The sequence below is a fragment of the Thalassotalea agariperforans genome (assembly GCF_053470345.1).
In genome coordinates this window covers 1-17,230 of record NZ_JBQMWH010000005.1, presented here as the reverse complement: position 1 = coordinate 17,230, position 17,230 = coordinate 1, and the positions used below count along the sequence as shown (strand labels likewise).

Below are 17,230 nucleotides of genomic sequence, written 5' to 3'. Positions count from 1 at the left end.
AGTTAAAAACTAATACCAATCCGTATAAACTTGATACCGTAAGGGAACATTCATTTGCTCGTTATGAATATAGTATTGGGCAGGTTTACATTATTACAAGTAGTTAGCTAACTTTTTGTCCCGAAGTCAGGTCTGGTTAGGTAAAAAAAATCCTGCACTTGGCAGGATTTAAAAAGCGGGGCATTATTCAAAGGCTTATTTTATGTTGCATTCTGATTTGATCACGGCAACTAAACGATCAACCGCAATGGCTAAATCTTCAACACTGGCATTAGTAAAGTTTAATCTTAGCGCCGGTGTAATTTTTTGACCTTTTTGATAAAACACACTACTTGGAACAACTGCAACGTTATTATCAATTGCAGCTTTAGCCAAGGCAAAGTCATCACATTCAGGCAAGGTAAGCCAAATAAACATACCACCGTCTACTTGATTAAAGTGACAACCGGCAGGTAATTTTTTCTCTAACTGCTCCGTCAGTGCTTGATAACGTGATTGATATAACTCACGAAGATCAGTTAAATGCTGTTCAAAACCATCATGACTTAACAAATCTAATAGCACGGCCTGCATTGGAATACTTGAGTGTAAATCAGCACATTGTTTCACTTTGATCAGTGGATTGATCCACTCTGTTTTACCTGTTACCAAACCTAAACGAATGCCAGGTGTGGCAATTTTGGAAAACGAACGAAGCACTAACGCATTATCAGGACAAAAACTTGAAACTAACGGTAAAAAATCACCATTAAAACGGAGTTCACGGTAAGGTACATCTTCAATTAAAGTTACCTTATATTGCTGGCAAAGTTCGGCAACTTTTTTACGTACAGCTAATGACCAAGAAACGCCAGTAGGGTTATGAAAATCTGGAACCGCGTAAAATATCGACACTTTTTGACTAGCAAAACATTGCTCAAGTTCGGCTAAATTTGGGCCATCGGCTTGTTGCGAAACACTGATGATATTAGCTTGCGCTAAACCAAATACTTGTAAAGCCCCTAAATAACTAGGTGCTTCCATCACAATATTATCGTTTGGATTAATAAAAGCGCGGGCAATTAAATCTAAACCTTGCTGAGAGCCAGTACAAACGAGAGCACTTTGGTTTTCAGGCAATTGATACTTTTCTTTAAAATGGTTTAACAGTGGCGCGTAACCCGCGGTATTACCATATTGAAAAAGATCAGGCCGGTTTGGCAATGCTAACAGAGATTCAGTCATTAACGCTAATGGAAACTTATCACCATCTGGCAAACCACCAGCTAAAGAAATAACGCCTTCAGCTTGAGCTGCACTTAAAATTTCACGAATGTAAGATGGTTGTATTTGTTGTAACGATTGCGCAAGTTCCATAAGTGACTCTGGTAGAAGTTAGCAAATTTAAAAGTGGCAAAATTCTACTTAAACTTGCTAATTAATAATTGTCCGTTTATGATTTGTTATATGTCCATTTATGCTTTTTATGGCAATTTAATGCCTTATTTTTATGCCAACTAGCCAACAAATATCACGTATCAATGATGTCTTAGTGATGATCCATAAAGACATCAACCAACCATTACCGGCCAAACAGCTTGCTAGTATTGCAGCTTATTCGGAGCAACATTTTCATCGCATATTTCAAGCGGTAGTAGGGGAGCCTGTTCATGGTTATATTCGCCGTATTCGAATGGAGTTTGCCGCTAATCAATTAATGTTTGATATGAATGCCTCAGTGTTAGATATTGCGACTAAATCTGGTTTTTCATCATTATCGTCGTTTAGTCGAGCTTTTAAGGCAACCTTTGGCATGTCGCCTGGGCAGTGGCGTAATCGTGGCGAGCAGCAACAAGGTAAACCTTATCTAGCCGATGCTGAAATAGCGCATGCTTATCAGCGTATTCATCAACGTGCTTTACCACAGGCTCAATTTCTAGAATTACCGGATCGCCATGTCGCGTATGTTCGTCACTTAGGTTATGGGCGTTCTATTAGCTCAGCTTGGCAAGTATTAAAAGCATGGGCGAATGCCGAGCAGCGAGATTTTACCGAGCAATATGGTTTACATCATTCCAATCCTGCTTGGGTGGAATTAGCTAAGTGTCGTTATGTCGCCTGCCTAGGGATTGATAAACCCTTACAGCATCGTGGTATTGTTAATAGTTTAACGATACCGGGTGGTTTACATGCAGTGTTTAAATTAGAAGGCAAATATGGTGAGCTGTTACCACAATTGAGTAATATATTGGAACGTTGGTTGCCGGCGTCTGGTTTTAAAATGCAGTCAACACCGGCTTATGTTCATTATCACAAAAATCATTTTTTGTCGGAAGATGAGCGCTTTAAACTTGATTTTTGCTTACCCATTTCATTATTTTTATAAGGCTTCAACTAGAATACTTGCCTTGAGTATTTTTACTGTTTCTGAAGTTTGGCCACTGCGACTACCTAAAGCTTCTATTGTTGCTAAAACATTGTCGACATCGTTAATCACTTCACCAAAAACGGTATGACGTCCATCTAAGTGTGGTGTGGCGTTAAACGTAATAAAAAATTGGCTACCGTCGGTATTAGGGCCTCGATTAGCCATACTTAACATGCCCGCTTTATGGTGCTTGGCAAGGTTTTTATCTTTGTTATCAGTGGCTAGGTTAAATTCACCGGCATATAAATAACCAGGGCCGCCGCGGCCATTTCCTAACGGATCACCTCCTTGAGCCATAAATTGAGGGATAACTCGGTGAAAAGTAATATCATCGTAAAATCCCAGTTGCGTTAAATATATTGTACTGGTGACATGCATAGGTGCAACATCTGGAAATAGCAGCAAGGATAATTTACCGTGGGAAGTTTCTAATTGCCAAATATAGCGTTTATTTGTACTAAAGTTTACTAGCTCAGGTTTGGCTAATTGGGTTTTCCATGAGGGCTGACTTTTATCTATGTTTTGTTGCTTGATAAAATGTTCAATTTCGGTAATTGCTTGATCTTGGCCAGAGCAGGCCACTAACGTGATTAATATTGATAAGCAAAATAAGTAATTTTTCACAGGTTGTTCCTAAAGAAGTTCATTGCCGATGTTTTTTGCTGATTGCGCAGGTTACTGAAAAAGAAAGCGAGAGTAAAGCGAGGTAAGAGTTGATTGTTAATATTGAGCACAGGTTAGGTTTTTTACTGATTAATCAGCTATTAAGCGTTAATATGGCGTAATAAAATGTCGCCCAGTAAAATTGCACATTGATGAATGTAGTTAAATAACTAAAAAGGAATGATAAAAGCTATGACTCTAGTTGCAGGGAATAAACCCAGTGTTTTGATCACGGGTTGTTCAACCGGTATCGGTTTTGATGCGGCAGTAACGCTGCAAAGTTTAAATTTTGAGGTGTTTGCCACAGCACGTAAACAACAGGATGTGGAGAAACTCCGTGAATTGGGGTTAAAAGCAAAGCGACTTGATCTAACGGATGAAGCGTCAATTGATAATGCGGTGAAATGGGTTTTGTCTGAAACAGGCGGTACGCTTTATGCGCTATTTAATAATGGCGCTTACGGCCAACCAGGTGCATTGGAAGACTTACCTTTAGAAGCTTTAAAAGCACAGTTTGACACTAACTTTTTTGGTTGGCACTCATTAACTCAGAAAGTGATCCCGATCATGCGTGAACAAGGTTTTGGCCGTATTATTCAAAATAGCTCAGTGCTTGGTTTTGTTGCTATGCCATACCGTGGGGCTTATAACGCATCAAAATTTGCGATTGAAGGTTATACTGACACTTTAAGGTTAGAATTAAGCAATACCAATATTCAAGTGAGCTTAATTGAACCTGGGCCAATAGAAACTCGCTTTCGTGCCAATGCGCTAGCTAAAATACAAGAATATATTGATGTTGAACATTCGGCGCATAAAGCGGAGTATTTACCACAAATAGCTCGCTTAGAACGAGAAGAGTCGAGCACGCGTTTTACTTTACCTGCCAGCGCAGTGACTAAAAAATTGGTACATGCTTTAATGAGTAAAAAAGCTAAGGCGCGTTATTACGTGACTACGCCGACTTACTTAATGGCCATTTTTAAACGTATTTTGCCAATAACTTGGTTAGACAAAATTTTAGCTAAAGGTTAATGGCCGCTAATTTAGCGGTGAGTAAATCGCTAAATTAGCGTATCCTGTGGTTAAAATTTATCACCTAGTGCATTAGCTTATGAGTATTCCTGTAAAAAACATCGTTGAACCGGAGATAACTTGCGCTAACTGTGAGGCATGTTGTTGTCGCTTAGAAGTGATGATTTTAACCGATACTGGTGTACCTGAAAAACATATTACTGTTGATGACTGGGGTAAAGAAACGATGCGAAGAACCAGTGATGGTTGGTGCTCTGCGTTAGATCGAGATACTTTAATGTGCACTATTTATGAAAACAGACCTTGGGTATGTCGCGAGTTTGAAATGGGCTCATATGAATGTATTGAAGAACGTAGCGAACATATGTAAGGTGTTCTAAATTTTGTTTTATTTATCTGAAATTAAAAGGTTTTATCATGAACTCTGACGAAATAATGAAGCTTTTATCAGCAACTGCCAAAGACGATCTTGTGACCGTGGCTCAGTGGGTTAATCCGCTCCCTGAGGATGCTAAAACCTTGTTAGGTAAAGTTGAAATGGCGTTAAAAATGGTGAGTTATTCTCATAATCGTCAAGGCAGCCCAGCGCCAAGCCAAACATCGATTGAGCAATTAGCGGCATTAAAGCGATTAAAAGCAGAAATTATCCCCTTAACAAAGTCATAATCAGTAGTGACTTTATCGTGCTAATTGTTAAAGATGATAATTTTATAAAATAATGAAGAAAGTGTTATAACAGGAGTAATAATGAAAGGTGCAGGTGGAAGTTCGGGTGGTATAGGGCATTTTTTCATAGGTTTGATCATGATGTGTGGTGGTTTTTATTTATTACTAAATGCTATCACCGTTACGTCAAGTTTTGGTATGGGTTCTCGTTTGTATCATATTAGTGGTTTTGGTACCGGTTTTGGTTTAACCGGTGGCATGATCATGATCCCATTTATTTTTGGTGTCGGGCTGATTTTTTACAACGCCAAAAATATTATTGCTTGGTTATTAACTTTAGGTTCATTAACGGCATTAATTTTTGGTGTTATATCAACTGTTCGTTTTAGTTTGCGTACGATGACATCATTTGATTTGATTGTGATTTTAGTACTATCGGTGGGAGGGCTAGGTTTATTTTTACGCTCTTTAAAAGCGATTGATGCTAAGTACAGTTAAAGCACATTGTTGTTAGCCACTTTTAAAAGAACTCTCGAAAGATTTCTTCTTGCTAGGTATGATAGCGCTTTTATTTATATTTGCGGTGTTATATGTCTTCTCCTCTTGAAAAAATAGTGATTGAACCGAGTTCACAAGCAACAGCTTGTGTTATTTGGTTACACGGTTTAGGTGACTCAGGTGCTGGATTTGCATCAATTGTGCCGGTATTAAATTTGCCAAATGATCACGCTATTCGTTTTGTTTTTCCACACGCCCCTGAGCAGGCGGTAACTATTAATAACGGCTACGTGATGCGCTCTTGGTACGACATTAAAAGTATGGACCTACATAATCGCGCTGATATGGCCGGTGTTGAAGCGTCAGAGTTGTTAGTTAGGGCACTTATTCAAGAACAAATAGCTTCAGGTATTCCAGCCAATAAAATTATTCTTGCTGGTTTTAGCCAAGGTGGTGTTTTAAGTTTATTTACCGGTCTTAGGTTTGAACAAACATTAGCGGGCATTATGGCTTTGTCTTGTTATTTGCCTACTGCTGATAAATTACCAGCACAGCTACATGACGCAAACAAAAATACCGCTATTTTACAACATCATGGTAGCGAAGATGAGGTTGTGCCTATGTCGGCGGGTAAAATGGCCTATGACTTATTACAGGGGCAAGGTTATCAAACGCAGTGGCAAAGTTATGTTATGCCGCACAGTGTTTTACCTGAGCAATTAGCCGATATTTCTGCTTGGTTACAAGATAGATTAAAGTAGCTGCCATTATCGCGATATTATAAGTTATTAATTATTACAACAAGTTAGGATTTTATTGGCGGATAAAGTTAAATTTTTCAACATTACTCAGCAATTGTATGTTACATTTTAAATATTGGTAATAAATTATGCATTACCAGTTGGTTAACAATTTTGTGGTGTGAGAATAATGTGGTAATAATTTTTAATTTTAAGATAGCGGGTGTTAGAACAGCATTAAAGCTACTGATATTATTAAAGATAAGTGCTCTGAGCTTATTCTTTAGCTTTGTTCATGCTAGTGAGAATGACACCATTGTTATTGCTACCCATATTGAGCCGCCACTGGTATATATAAAAAATGGTGAGTTTAGCGGTACTAATGTTGCTGTTGCTAAAAGGCTAGCGGCAGCAATCGGGAAAAAAGCCACTTTTATTTATTGCCCATTTGCTCGCTGTTTAAGTATGACCAAAGATGGTAAAGCCGACATGATGGTAGCAATTAATAAAACGCCTAAAAGACAAGAATATCTAGATTATTTAACTCAGCCTTTTTCTAGTAAAATCACTCCTGTGCGCTTTTATATAAAAAAAGGGCGTCAGATAAATATTAATCAATATGAAGATTTACAAGGCTTGAATATCGGGGTCTTGAGAGGGGCTGCTTATTTTCCGCGTTTTGACCAAGATCCGTTGTTAAATAAAGTTGAAATTACCACTCATCGCCAACTAATCGAGATGTTGCTAAAAAATAGAATTGATACTTTTTTAGGGCGTGAATTATCGATTAAAAAACAGGTGAGTGAAGATATTTATAACGTACAATTAGCTGTTACTCCTTATATTTATAATAAAAAGAATGACTCGTATATCGCCATTTCTAAAAAATCAGCCGCGAAGCTTGATGTTAATCAACTGTCTATTATTTTAGATTCATTACTTGCTGATGGCACTATCGCTAAATTAATTGAAGTAGAATTATAAAATTCATTTATTTAAGTTGTTAGCTAATTTTTCTTCTACGGTTAGCTTGAAAGACCTAAAAAGCAGTACTATTAAAAACAGCACTGCTTTTAAATTAGCTACCTATACGATATCGGTGATTATTTTAAGATGTTAAAGCTGGTGATCACTGACGGGATCGGCAATTCCAGCTTCATATCTGTTGCTGATAATAAGCCGGTTTTTACATCACGTGCTAACACAGTCACGGTATTAGCACGTTTGTTCGCCACCAGTAAATAGTTAGCTTGCGCTGAAAAGTTCAAGTCTCTAGGCCAGTCAGCTAAGCTGCTTTGTGATTGGATCATGTTAAGGCTGCCATCATCGGCAATGCTAAACACTGCAATGGCGTTTATACCACGTACTCCTGCATATAAAAATTTGCCATCAGGTGAAATTCTAATTGCCGATGCTGCAATTTTAGGCACATCACCGGTTTTATAAGTTGCCGGTAAAGCTGTTAATCGCTGCTTTGGTTTTAATTGACCATTTGCCATATCTTGTTGATAAACCACAACATCACTAGAAAATTCATTTAGAGCATAAACAATGTTCTGATCAGGGTGAAATGCTAAGTGACGAGGGCCGTCGCCATCAATAAGATGTGCTGCTACTGTCGGGGTAAACTCACGACTTTGACTATTAAATACTTTGATTTCATCGGTACCTAAATCAACTGAATATAAATATTTGCCACTGTTATCCCAGTTGCTGTAGTGCATACGAGGGTATTGATGAATAGCTTTTTGATCTTTTGGCATGTTTTTGAAATAACCAACTTCAGTTAAATGCTGGTTGTTTTTATTAATATCAAAGAGGTGAACATCGCCAGAACGATAGTTTGAAATAACCAACTGGCTTTCGTCGTGATTTAATGCGACATGGCAAGTACCTTTACCAGGCACTTTAACCGTTTGCTCTAATAAATATTTTTGTTGCTCAGAGTGCCATTTAAAATGGTTAACACCACCAACGTTATCAGCGATGACGGTAAACAAATTTTTATGATCTTTAGTTAATGTTATATACGAGCCAAGCTGAGCGTCGGCAATAATGCCTTCGTTATTTAGTGTACGTTTTTGGTGATCTAAACTTATTAGCGTAACACCATGTTGTTCATTTGGACTCATATTACCAATTAAAAAATATTCTTTTCCATTCACCTTGTTCGGGCTACTTTGCGTGGTTGTTTGACAACCGGCCATGATAAAAGCGAGGCTGATGAAAGTGACAAATGTTTTGAGTTTACCGCTTAATGTCAGGTGTTGTTGTTTTCGAAAATTAAAACTTTGCATATGTTTGTTAATTATAATCATTATGGGTTTGTGAGCTTATCATACGGGATTTTTTTTCCTATATTAATCATTAATAGTAAGAATTAAATTTTAATATTTTGCTTATTTTTATAAAAGCGATAGAATCTTGTCACTTGAATTAATTAGAGAAATTTATGTCTACTTCTCCTGCAGCCGAAGCCGCAACTGAGCTTTTAAACCGTCGTCAAAATGACCAACAGCTTGGTCGTTTAAATGAATCATATCGTCCAACTAATTTAGACGAGGCATTTGCTATCCATGATGAACTTATTAAACAAAGTGAAGATACTGTTGGTGGTTGGAAATGTTTATTGCCATTAGCAGAAGATAAATGGATTGCCGCACCAATTTTTGCTAATACCATTCGCCGCGATAAAAAGTGTGAGATAGTTCCTGATAAAGGATTAGCTCGTATTGAACCTGAAATTGCCTTTGTGTTAGCAAAAGATTTACCAGCTAGAAAAGAAGGTTACACAGCTGAGCAAATTGATGCCGCTGTCGGTAATTGTCATATGGCGCTAGAATTAATGAAAAGTCGTTTTGCTGAAAGTGCGGAAGCCGATTTTTATGAAAAATTAGCAGATTGTTTAGTTAACCAAGGCATGTTTATTGGTCCTATTATTGATAAAAAGCTAGCTTACAATAGCAATAAAATTAATATTAAAGTGACACAAAATGGAGAAACCACGGATTATGCTGGTGTTCATCCAAATGAACTTCCTTATCAGCCGGTACACTGGTTTATTGATACCATGAGTAAACGTGGCATTAGCTTTACCAAGGGCCAAGCGATCATCACAGGATCATTTGCGGGCATTGTTGAGGTTGATTTAAATGCTGAATGTGAAATTGAATATGAAGGGATAGATAAATATAAAATCACCTTTATACCGGCATAATTTAACACCGGACATCAGTGAATAAAAAGCGAGTTTATCTCGCTTTTTTGCTTTTTATTGTTTTATTTCTCTTTATTACTTGCCCTAAGTTAAGTTTTTATCTTTTCCAAAGCTATTGTTAAAACTTAAGTTAATACCATTCCGTATAAATTCTCGCTAAGCGATCACTTCTTTATACGGATTGGTATAACATATTGTTAGTTTGGGTTTTATTGATTATTTATAGGCATAATTTATGAATTGTATTAAAGTAAAATAACTTAGGTTGTTTTGTAAAAATGATCTTAGTGATTTAAGTGTTAGCGAATATCTCAATGTTCCCCTTAAAAAGGCTGAACCGTTGATTCGCTAAAGAACAATAATAAGCCTTACGATATGAATCGTTAAAACGTTTAATGATGTTTACTTACTACGTTGTTGGTTAGGCTAAAAATTAGCAGCGTGAGTTGAGTAGATTATATCGGGGCAATAGAGGGATAAGATAATTATGACTGATTCAAAAGCGTTCAAGTTTACAATTTTACATAAAATGTATGTGCTTGTTCTTGTTATTGTTACAATTTTTGCGTGTGCGATGTTGATGATGCGAAGCGCCAATAACACTGTAGCTGATCGGTTTACGGAATTTAATGAACAAGACTTTCAAGTATTTTTAAAGTTTGGCCGTGTTAAAGAAGTACAAGTTGATACCATGCTTAATATTCGAGGTTTACAAATTAGTTATTTGTTGAATTTGAACGAGCAATCACAAGGGTATCAATCGATTATTAAATCGAATCATAAAATTACCCCTAACTTATTAGCTTCATTAAAAAAATCGACATCGGCAGCTAATATGGCAAGGTTTCTTCAATTTGATACCTTGGTTAATGACTTTCAGGAAAAAGCCGTTACCTTTGTTGCGGCAATGAACGAAGCGCCAGACAATAAAGCACCTTTTAGTGTTTTTAAAGCATTTGTTGATAGTTATGATGCACTAACAACGTTTTTTGATGATTATGAAATATATTTAAATGAATCAACTCAGCAAACTCAACTTGAAATAGGGAGCGCAATAGAACAAGCCGAGCTAGTTTTTTGGCTTGGGCTGGTGGTTGCTTTTGTTATTTCACTTGTCCTGAGCCAATTGATAGCAAGTGGTATCAATCGTGGAATTCAAACCCTTAAATCTACCGCTCAAAAGTTATCAGAAGGGAATTTAGTGACTAAAGCGGCTGTTACCAGTAAAGATGAACTTGGTGAGTTAGGTGACGCCCTTAATAGTACTATTGAGCGCTTACGAACCATCATTAGTACTATTAATCATTCTAGCGATATTGTGGCGAAAAACAGTGATGAAGTTATGCATTACAATGGAGATGTGAAAGCAAATTCAGATGAAGTAACCGATAATACCAACCAAGCGGTTACAGCGATTGAACAAATGTCTGTCACAAGCCAAAGTATTGCCGAGAATATTACTAATACGGCAAGCTCCGCAGAAGAAATTGATCAAGTAGCAATTCAGTCATTACAGATCTCGAATCAATCGGTGAATGAAATAGAAACGCTATTGGCATCTTTTACAAGCACGGTAAATACAGTTGAAGATTTAAAAGCACAAACCGATAGTATCAATAAAATTTTAGATGTCATTAAGGCGATTTCTGAGCAAACTAATTTGCTTGCATTAAACGCAGCAATTGAAGCTGCTAGAGCAGGAGAGCAAGGACGGGGGTTTGCTGTTGTTGCTGATGAAGTAAGGCAGCTAGCGCAGCGTTCTCAAAATTCAGTTAATGAAATTGAAACTATGTTAACGAGCTTAGTTGCAGCAGGTGATACAGCATCAGAGCAAATGACTAAAAGTAACCAAATTGCCAATAATTTAAATGAACGTATTGAAGCTTCAAATGGCTTAATGCGCGAGATCCAAGAAAAAGTTTCAGCAGTAAGTTTGCAATCTCAAGAAATAGCCTCGGCGGCAGAGGAGCAGAGTGTTGTGGCACAGGAGATCAGTAATAATATGCATACAATAAAATCTGTCGTTGAGCGAAATGCTGATACCATTAATACCTCAAATAGTAAGAGTGAAGAAATGAAAGCTTCAGCTAACCAAGTCAGTCAACAATTAGCGGTTTTTCAATTAACTTAAAAGTGCCGTTTACATCATAAGATACGACAACCTAGCGAGTGAATTTTTAATGCTCTGGCTAGGTTGGCATTAAAACAAACTGTAAAGGGTTGGCTGTTTTTAACAATATGCCTTTTTTCAGTAAGAGTGCTTTTAGTTGTTTTTGATAGGCTTTTTCTAAATCTTTAGCTGCGGCTAAGTTTTGTTCATTATCAAGATAACCATATACTAAAATACTGGCCGGAAAATTATCAAATTTAACCTCATGATTTAGTTTAACAAAGCCGTTTAGCTCGGTAAGTAATTGATGATTAAGTTCGTCGAGTACAGCAAGTAAAGCGGTATTGAGTTTAAGGGTAACTTTTGAGAGTTTTTTCATAGAAATAGCTAAAATAATTAACGCATAAAAAAACCTAAGTACTAAAGAAGAACTTAGGTTTATTAGCGATTAAATAAAGTTAATTAATCAATTGAACGTAATAAGTCGTTAAGGCCTGTTTTACCTAAGGTTTTAGCATCAACTTTTTTCACGATCACGGCACAATATAAGCTGTAAGTACCACACTTAGAAGGCATGTTACCAGAAACAACTACTGAGCCAGCAGGTACGCGGCCGTAGAATACTTCACCTGTTTCACGATCTAAAATTTTAGTTGATTGACCAATGTAAACACCCATTGAAATAACACTGCCTTTTTCAACAACAACACCTTCAACGATTTCTGAACGTGCGCCAATGAAACAGTCATCTTCAATGATCGTAGGGCCAGCTTGTAATGGTTCTAAAACACCACCGATACCAACACCACCAGAAAGGTGAACGTTTTTACCAATTTGAGCACATGAACCAACAGTAGCCCAAGTATCAACCATAGTACCTTCGTCAACAAAAGCACCAATGTTGACAAATGATGGCATTACCACAACGTTTTTACCTATGTAGCTACCGGTGCGCACAGAAGCGCCAGGAACAACACGAACACCGTCAGCTTTAAATTCTGCATTGCCGTAGTCAGCGTATTTCATTGGAACTTTGTCGTAGAACTTGCTTTCAGCGCCGTCTAACGTTTCGTTATCCCAAATACGGAAAGATAATAGTACCGCTTTTTTCAACCATTGATGAACAACCCACTCACCATCAATTTTTTCTGCAACACGGGCTGAACCGTTATTTAATGCTGCTAAAGCATCTAATACCGCTTGTTTAACGTCAGCTGAAACGGTTGCTGGTGTAATGTTTGCGCGGTCTTCAAACGCTTGTTCAATGATGGTTTGTAATTCACTCATGTTATTTTTCCTAGTGTTAAATTTTGAGGCTTTATTTAATTAATCTATTTCTGCGCTTAAGCGCTGGGCAAGCAATTGTTGTTCTTGCTCGGTTAAATATTGGTATTCACTGTTTGATACGGTGAAAACATCTTCTGCACGTTCACCGAAAGTGGTAATTTTAGCTGAATGTATATGAATATTACAGTCATTAAATACTTGTCCGATACTGGCAAGTAACCCTGGACGGTCAATGGCAGTGATCTGTAACAGGGTACGCTTTTGACTATTGGTTTTGCCAAAGTTCACTTCAATAGGGCGTTCAAACTGGCGTAAACGTTTTGATATTGGCTGCGTTTTAATGTTATTAAAGGCGTTGTTGTCAATCGCCATGGCTAATGAGGCGGCAATTTCACTTGCTCTTGCTGCGTCATTAATTGCTTTATTTTGATGATCTAAGACAACAAAGGTATTTAAGGTATAGCCATTTTTACTGGTAATGATTTTAGCATCATGAATTGATAATTTACGCGCACCTAAAAATGCAGCGGTATAAGCAAATAAATTCTTTTTATCTTCGGTGTAAATAAATACTTCGGTACCACCACGATAAGGCTTAGGACTGATCAACACAATGGAGCTGTGATCCCCTTTAGCAAGCTTGGCGAGAATGTGATCTGCATGCCAAGCGATTTGCTCAGGTGTATAACGTAAAAAGTAATCCGCTTTTAAGTGCTGCCATAAAGGTTTTAGTTGCTCTTTACTGATATTATTGGCTTGCAACGCTTCAATAGCTAATTGTTGGTTTTCACGAATTTTTGAGCGTAAATCAACAGGTTTTTCTAAGCCTCTGCGTAAAGCACGTTTGGTGGCGTTATATAATTCTTCTAACAGGTTTGCTTTCCAGCTATTCCATAAACTTTCATTTGTAGCGCGCATATCGGCGACAGTTAAACAATATAAGCTATCTAAACTATCTTCATCACGCACTATTTCAGCAAATTCTTTGATCACTTGCTCATCGGAAATATCTTTACGCTGAGCGGTAACCGACATGGTTAAATGGTGGCGAACTAACCATGAAATACGACGGCCATCATGATCACTTAAATTATGCATTTTAGCAAAAACTAACGCATCTTCTGCTCCTAGTATTGCATGATCACCACCACGACCTTTGGCAATATCATGGAAAATACCGGCAATATACAACATTTCAGGTTTACGCATACGCTGAACTATTTTACTGCATTGCGGAAATTGATGGTTGTATTTAGGTAAACTAAAACGGTATAGGTTTTTGATCAAGCGATAACTGTGTTCGTCAACCGAATAGGCGTGGAATAAATCAAATTGCATTTGACCGACAATTTGTCGCCACTCAGGTAAATAAGCACTTAAGATACTTTGACGATGCATTAATGAAAAAGCTAAGCCTAAACCGCGTGGATGACGCATGATCTTCATGAAGATTTGACGACAGCCATCGTAATCGTTTAAGCAAGACACTAAACGACGGCGGGTGTTACGTAACAATCGTAAGGTTTCAGAATGAAAACCTTTGATTTCTTCACGTTCAGCAATAATCAAAAAAACTTCCATCAGTTTAGTTGGACGTAAAAATATCTGTTTGTCGGTAGTTTTTAATAAGCCGTCACTGATAACAAAATCATCATCAATTTTAATTTCTACTGCGGGTACATCTTTATTAATAATTTCTTTTTCAAAATGTTGTAACAACATGCGGTTTAATTCATTAACCCGTGCAATGATTCTGAAAAAGCGTTTCATCATACGCTCAACAACTGCTTTACCTTGATCACCAAAGCCCATCATTTTGGCAACGTCGGCTTGATAATCAAACAATAAGCGGTTTTCGCTACGGCCAGCAACAAAGTGTAAAGCAAAGCGCATGCGCCATAGGTAATCTTGACATTCAACTAATTCAAAATATTCATTACGGGTTAAATAACCATGATCGACAAGCTCTTCTAATGAGTCTGCTTGGAAATGACGCTTGGCAACCCAGCCGATGGTTTGAATATCACGCAAACCACCAGGGTTCGCTTTTAAGTTAGGCTCTAAGGTATACGAGGCTCCGTGGTATTGATCATGACGATTAATTTGTTCATCACGTTTTGCAATAAAGAAGTCTTTTGAATTCCAAAAGTTTTCTTCTAATACTAATGGGTAAAGCTGCTCAGCAAGCATTTTATTACCACAAACTAAGCGCATTTCAATTAAATTGGTGGCAATGGTAACGTCATTTTTCCCTTGCTCTATACATTCATTGATTGAACGAACACTAGAGCCGATATCAAGTTTTACATCCCAAAGCTGGGTGATAAACGCACACATTTTATCTTCTTGTGCTTTATCTATTTCTTCTTGAGTTAATATTAAAATATCAACATCTGAATGCGGGTGTAGTTCAGCACGGCCATAACCACCAACAGCCATTAAGCTAATTTGATATTCATCAAGATGATGTTGGCACCAAAGCTTCGATAAGATTAAATCAACGTATTGTGCCCGAGAAGCGACAATAGTTTCCATATCCGCGTCAGGGAAACATGACTTTAACCATTCATTAAACTCGAGGGTTAACTGACAAATTTCGGCGCTGGTTACACTTTTTGAGGTAATCGATAATTTTTCGTGAAACTGCTCTGGAATAATAAAAGGCATAGTTAACAGGTGCTCGAGTAATGAAAATATAGGTTTTAACTATTTTTAAAGGTTAATAATTAGTTTATTAACCTTTTATCTGTTTGTTAATTAATAACGCTTTAGCACAACGGGTTTTGTGTTTAATTATTGAGTAATCTCGGGATACTTTCTTCTTTGCGTAAAGTCAGAATTTCACAGCCAGTGCGAGTAACCACTATGGTGTGCTCCCATTGGGCTGAATTTTTCTTATCGACAGTATAAACAGTCCAACCATCTTCTTTATCAACAATGGTATTCGCTTTGCCGGCGTTGATCATTGGCTCAACAGTAAAACACATGCCAACTTCCATTTTGGTTTTGTCATTATTTTTATAATGAACAATTTGCGGTTCCTCATGGAAAACCGCACCAATACCATGACCACAAAATTCTTTAACAATACCAAAACGGCCTGCTTTTTTAATAAACTTGCTAATGGCCGTGCCAATTTCACCAAAGGTATTACCAGGTTTTACCTTTTTTAAACCTACATATAACGCTTCTTGGGTAAGGCGACATAAGCGGCTATCTTCAGGTGAAACATTGCCGATCAAAAACATTTTACTGGTATCACCGTGGTAGCCATCTTTAATCACTGTGACATCAATGTTAATGATATCGCCGTTTTTTAAAACGGTATCGTCAGGAATACCGTGACAAACGACATGATTTATTGAGGTACAAATAGACTTTGGGAAACCATGATAATTCAGTGGCGCAGAAATAGCATTTTGTACTTTTTCGGTATATTCAGCACAAATAGCGTCTAATTCATTGGTAGTAACCCCAGCTTTAACGTGAGGTTCGATCATTTCTAATACCTCAGCGGCGAGTTTACCGGCTACGCGCATTTTTTCTATTTCAGCTTCGCTTTTAATTGTGATGGTCATGAATTTTAAGTGTCATTGTTTGATATGTTAAATTAATAGCCGCATTTTACATGTTTTTTGATTGCTTCCCAATGACTAATTACATAATGGTAATTTAAGCCAAATGAGCAATAGGTATTGAGTAATAGCAACCATTTTAGAATGTTGACGTTATCGTCAGCTTATTTAAGTTCTGCTGAAATCGCATCAATAATGGCTTTCGGCTCTAATAAATATAAACTGTGGTTTAATAATATTAAATTATCATTAACCGCGAGTAATAACGCTGGAATAGCTTTGGTGCCAATAATGTCTTGCATTTCAAAGATCTCATGAATGTTATGCTCGGCATCTTTAGTTAACTTTTCTGTGGTTAACGCTTTTGCGGGTGGTGATAATTTTAATTGCGTACAAATAGCTTCAACATCGGTTTTTTCAGTTAATGTTTTCCCTTGCTGGAAGTGCGCTTCTTGCATCGCGTTTAATAGCGCTAAAGTGCTGTGTGGCGCTTTTTGATCTGCCCAAGCTAATACATTTGCTGCTAGTGTTGAATCTTTTGGTTTGTCGCATTGAATTTCATAACTTTTAGCAAAAGACAAATTGGTCATTTGTTGAACGGAAGCAATTTGTTTGTTACTAACGCCTTCATCACCTTCAAAATAAGCACCATGCCAAAAATGAATTTTAATATCGGGAAGTGATTTTGCTACTTCATTTACCAGTTGGGTTGCCGCGTAGCTCCACGGGCAGTGACTGTCATAGATAAAAAATAATTCGGCGCTCATTTAGTTTCCTAGGAGATAAAGTTCAAAAGATTAAAATAGTCAATGAAGGTGGATTTTAACATTGAAGCGATAACATTTAATAGTCTGATACTTAAACTTTATTGTACATCAGCCATGCAATCGATAAAAGACAGACAAACTAGGGTCTGTTTATCTTTGTTTAATAATTCAGCTGAGAGATAAAATCGTTTTAATCAAGGCTGAAATTATGTCGTTTAGTCATCTAAACCAATAATTTTTAACGCCGAGTAAAGCGATTTTAGCC

At 37.3% G+C, this 17,230-nt stretch carries 17 protein-coding genes; 9 read left to right on the top strand and 8 right to left on the bottom strand.

All coding sequences use genetic code 11. The features are described from left to right. Positions 1-195: 195 nt before the first annotated feature. On the bottom strand, positions 196-1,356 hold the full coding sequence (locus ACSLUO_RS08655; protein WP_448247981.1) for an aminotransferase-like domain-containing protein: 1,161 nt from the start codon (positions 1,354-1,356) through the stop codon (positions 196-198). A gap of 133 nt (positions 1,357-1,489) precedes the next feature. Between ACSLUO_RS08655 and ACSLUO_RS08650 the strand changes: the two genes are divergently transcribed. Beyond that, the gene (locus tag ACSLUO_RS08650; RefSeq protein WP_448247979.1) at positions 1,490-2,365 is read left to right on the top strand and encodes an AraC family transcriptional regulator; all 876 of its coding nucleotides are present in this window, start codon (positions 1,490-1,492) and stop codon (positions 2,363-2,365) included. Here ACSLUO_RS08650 and ACSLUO_RS08645 read toward each other — a convergent pair. Then, positions 2,360-3,031 carry a peptidylprolyl isomerase gene (locus ACSLUO_RS08645; protein WP_448247978.1) on the bottom strand — a complete coding sequence of 224 codons (672 nt, stop codon included), beginning with the start codon at positions 3,029-3,031 and terminating at the stop codon, positions 2,360-2,362. The two genes, ACSLUO_RS08650 and ACSLUO_RS08645, sit on opposite strands and share 6 nt — an antisense overlap. Before the next feature lie 231 nt (positions 3,032-3,262). Between ACSLUO_RS08645 and ACSLUO_RS08640 the strand changes: the two genes are divergently transcribed. From ACSLUO_RS08640 to ACSLUO_RS08615, 6 genes are all read left to right on the top strand, one after another. Further along, complete coding sequence (locus ACSLUO_RS08640; protein WP_448247976.1) at positions 3,263-4,105, top strand: SDR family oxidoreductase; 843 nt, start codon at positions 3,263-3,265, stop codon at positions 4,103-4,105. Between the two features lie 79 nt (positions 4,106-4,184). Beyond that, positions 4,185-4,475, top strand: a complete 291-nt coding sequence (locus ACSLUO_RS08635) for a YkgJ family cysteine cluster protein (protein ID WP_448247974.1) — start codon at positions 4,185-4,187, stop codon at positions 4,473-4,475. A 47-nt stretch (positions 4,476-4,522) separates the two neighbouring features. Next, a complete protein-coding gene (locus ACSLUO_RS08630) occupies positions 4,523-4,771 on the top strand; it encodes a hypothetical protein (protein ID WP_448247973.1) in 249 nt (82 codons plus the stop codon). 81 nt (positions 4,772-4,852) lie between these two features. Continuing rightward, positions 4,853-5,269, top strand: coding sequence for a hypothetical protein (locus ACSLUO_RS08625; protein ID WP_448247971.1), 417 nt, complete (start codon positions 4,853-4,855; stop codon positions 5,267-5,269). A 92-nt stretch (positions 5,270-5,361) separates the two neighbouring features. Beyond that, positions 5,362-6,030 (top strand): alpha/beta hydrolase, encoded by a 669-nt coding sequence (locus ACSLUO_RS08620; protein WP_448247969.1) that lies wholly within the window; start codon positions 5,362-5,364, stop codon positions 6,028-6,030. Positions 6,031-6,201: 171 nt separating this feature from the next. Further along, on the top strand, positions 6,202-6,993 hold the full coding sequence (locus ACSLUO_RS08615; RefSeq protein WP_448247967.1) for a substrate-binding periplasmic protein: 792 nt from the start codon (positions 6,202-6,204) through the stop codon (positions 6,991-6,993). A gap of 119 nt (positions 6,994-7,112) precedes the next feature. Here the strand turns inward: ACSLUO_RS08615 and ACSLUO_RS08610 are convergent, their stop codons facing one another. Beyond that, positions 7,113-8,306, bottom strand: coding sequence for a lactonase family protein (locus ACSLUO_RS08610; protein WP_448247966.1), 1,194 nt, complete (start codon positions 8,304-8,306; stop codon positions 7,113-7,115). Between the two features lie 155 nt (positions 8,307-8,461). Here ACSLUO_RS08610 and ACSLUO_RS08605 point away from each other — a divergent pair, with 155 nt between their 5' ends. Both ACSLUO_RS08605 and ACSLUO_RS08600 read left to right on the top strand, forming a co-directional pair. After that, complete coding sequence (locus ACSLUO_RS08605; RefSeq protein WP_448247964.1) at positions 8,462-9,226, top strand: hydratase; 765 nt, start codon at positions 8,462-8,464, stop codon at positions 9,224-9,226. Positions 9,227-9,713: 487 nt separating this feature from the next. Continuing rightward, complete coding sequence (locus ACSLUO_RS08600; RefSeq protein WP_448247962.1) at positions 9,714-11,357, top strand: methyl-accepting chemotaxis protein; 1,644 nt, start codon at positions 9,714-9,716, stop codon at positions 11,355-11,357. 58 nt (positions 11,358-11,415) lie between these two features. On the opposite strand, the gene ACSLUO_RS08595 is transcribed toward ACSLUO_RS08600, so the two are convergent. From ACSLUO_RS08595 to ACSLUO_RS08575, 5 genes are all read right to left on the bottom strand, one after another. Then, positions 11,416-11,715: a hypothetical protein gene (locus tag ACSLUO_RS08595; RefSeq protein WP_448247960.1), complete on the bottom strand. Its 300-nt coding sequence runs from the start codon at positions 11,713-11,715 to the stop codon at positions 11,416-11,418. A gap of 83 nt (positions 11,716-11,798) precedes the next feature. Then, complete coding sequence (gene dapD / locus ACSLUO_RS08590; RefSeq protein WP_448247958.1) at positions 11,799-12,623, bottom strand: 2,3,4,5-tetrahydropyridine-2,6-dicarboxylate N-succinyltransferase; 825 nt, start codon at positions 12,621-12,623, stop codon at positions 11,799-11,801. Positions 12,624-12,662: 39 nt separating this feature from the next. Next, on the bottom strand, positions 12,663-15,290 hold the full coding sequence (gene glnD, locus ACSLUO_RS08585; RefSeq protein ID WP_448247956.1) for a [protein-PII] uridylyltransferase: 2,628 nt from the start codon (positions 15,288-15,290) through the stop codon (positions 12,663-12,665). Positions 15,291-15,412: 122 nt separating this feature from the next. Further along, a complete protein-coding gene (gene map, locus ACSLUO_RS08580) occupies positions 15,413-16,201 on the bottom strand; it encodes a type I methionyl aminopeptidase (protein WP_448247954.1) in 789 nt (262 codons plus the stop codon). A 161-nt stretch (positions 16,202-16,362) separates the two neighbouring features. Continuing rightward, complete coding sequence (locus ACSLUO_RS08575) at positions 16,363-16,965, bottom strand: DsbA family protein (protein WP_448247952.1); 603 nt, start codon at positions 16,963-16,965, stop codon at positions 16,363-16,365. Positions 16,966-17,230 lie beyond the last annotated feature (265 nt).

What these genes read in the sequence shown, in the direction of transcription:
- ACSLUO_RS08655 (WP_448247981.1), bottom strand. Translation starts at nt 1,356, where the DNA reads ATGGAACTTGCGCAATCGTTACAACAAATACAACCATCTTACATTCGT.
- ACSLUO_RS08650 (WP_448247979.1), top strand. Translation starts at nt 1,490, where the DNA reads ATGCCAACTAGCCAACAAATATCACGTATCAATGATGTCTTAGTGATG.
- ACSLUO_RS08640 (WP_448247976.1), top strand. Translation starts at nt 3,263, where the DNA reads ATGACTCTAGTTGCAGGGAATAAACCCAGTGTTTTGATCACGGGTTGT.
- ACSLUO_RS08635 (WP_448247974.1), top strand. Translation starts at nt 4,185, where the DNA reads ATGAGTATTCCTGTAAAAAACATCGTTGAACCGGAGATAACTTGCGCT.
- ACSLUO_RS08630 (WP_448247973.1), top strand. Translation starts at nt 4,523, where the DNA reads ATGAACTCTGACGAAATAATGAAGCTTTTATCAGCAACTGCCAAAGAC.
- ACSLUO_RS08625 (WP_448247971.1), top strand. Translation starts at nt 4,853, where the DNA reads ATGAAAGGTGCAGGTGGAAGTTCGGGTGGTATAGGGCATTTTTTCATA.
- ACSLUO_RS08620 (WP_448247969.1), top strand. Translation starts at nt 5,362, where the DNA reads ATGTCTTCTCCTCTTGAAAAAATAGTGATTGAACCGAGTTCACAAGCA.
- ACSLUO_RS08610 (WP_448247966.1), bottom strand. Translation starts at nt 8,306, where the DNA reads ATGCAAAGTTTTAATTTTCGAAAACAACAACACCTGACATTAAGCGGT.
- ACSLUO_RS08605 (WP_448247964.1), top strand. Translation starts at nt 8,462, where the DNA reads ATGTCTACTTCTCCTGCAGCCGAAGCCGCAACTGAGCTTTTAAACCGT.
- ACSLUO_RS08600 (WP_448247962.1), top strand. Translation starts at nt 9,714, where the DNA reads ATGACTGATTCAAAAGCGTTCAAGTTTACAATTTTACATAAAATGTAT.
- ACSLUO_RS08595 (WP_448247960.1), bottom strand. Translation starts at nt 11,715, where the DNA reads ATGAAAAAACTCTCAAAAGTTACCCTTAAACTCAATACCGCTTTACTT.
- dapD (WP_448247958.1), bottom strand. Translation starts at nt 12,623, where the DNA reads ATGAGTGAATTACAAACCATCATTGAACAAGCGTTTGAAGACCGCGCA.
- glnD (WP_448247956.1), bottom strand. Translation starts at nt 15,290, where the DNA reads ATGCCTTTTATTATTCCAGAGCAGTTTCACGAAAAATTATCGATTACC.
- map (WP_448247954.1), bottom strand. Translation starts at nt 16,201, where the DNA reads ATGACCATCACAATTAAAAGCGAAGCTGAAATAGAAAAAATGCGCGTA.
- ACSLUO_RS08575 (WP_448247952.1), bottom strand. Translation starts at nt 16,965, where the DNA reads ATGAGCGCCGAATTATTTTTTATCTATGACAGTCACTGCCCGTGGAGC.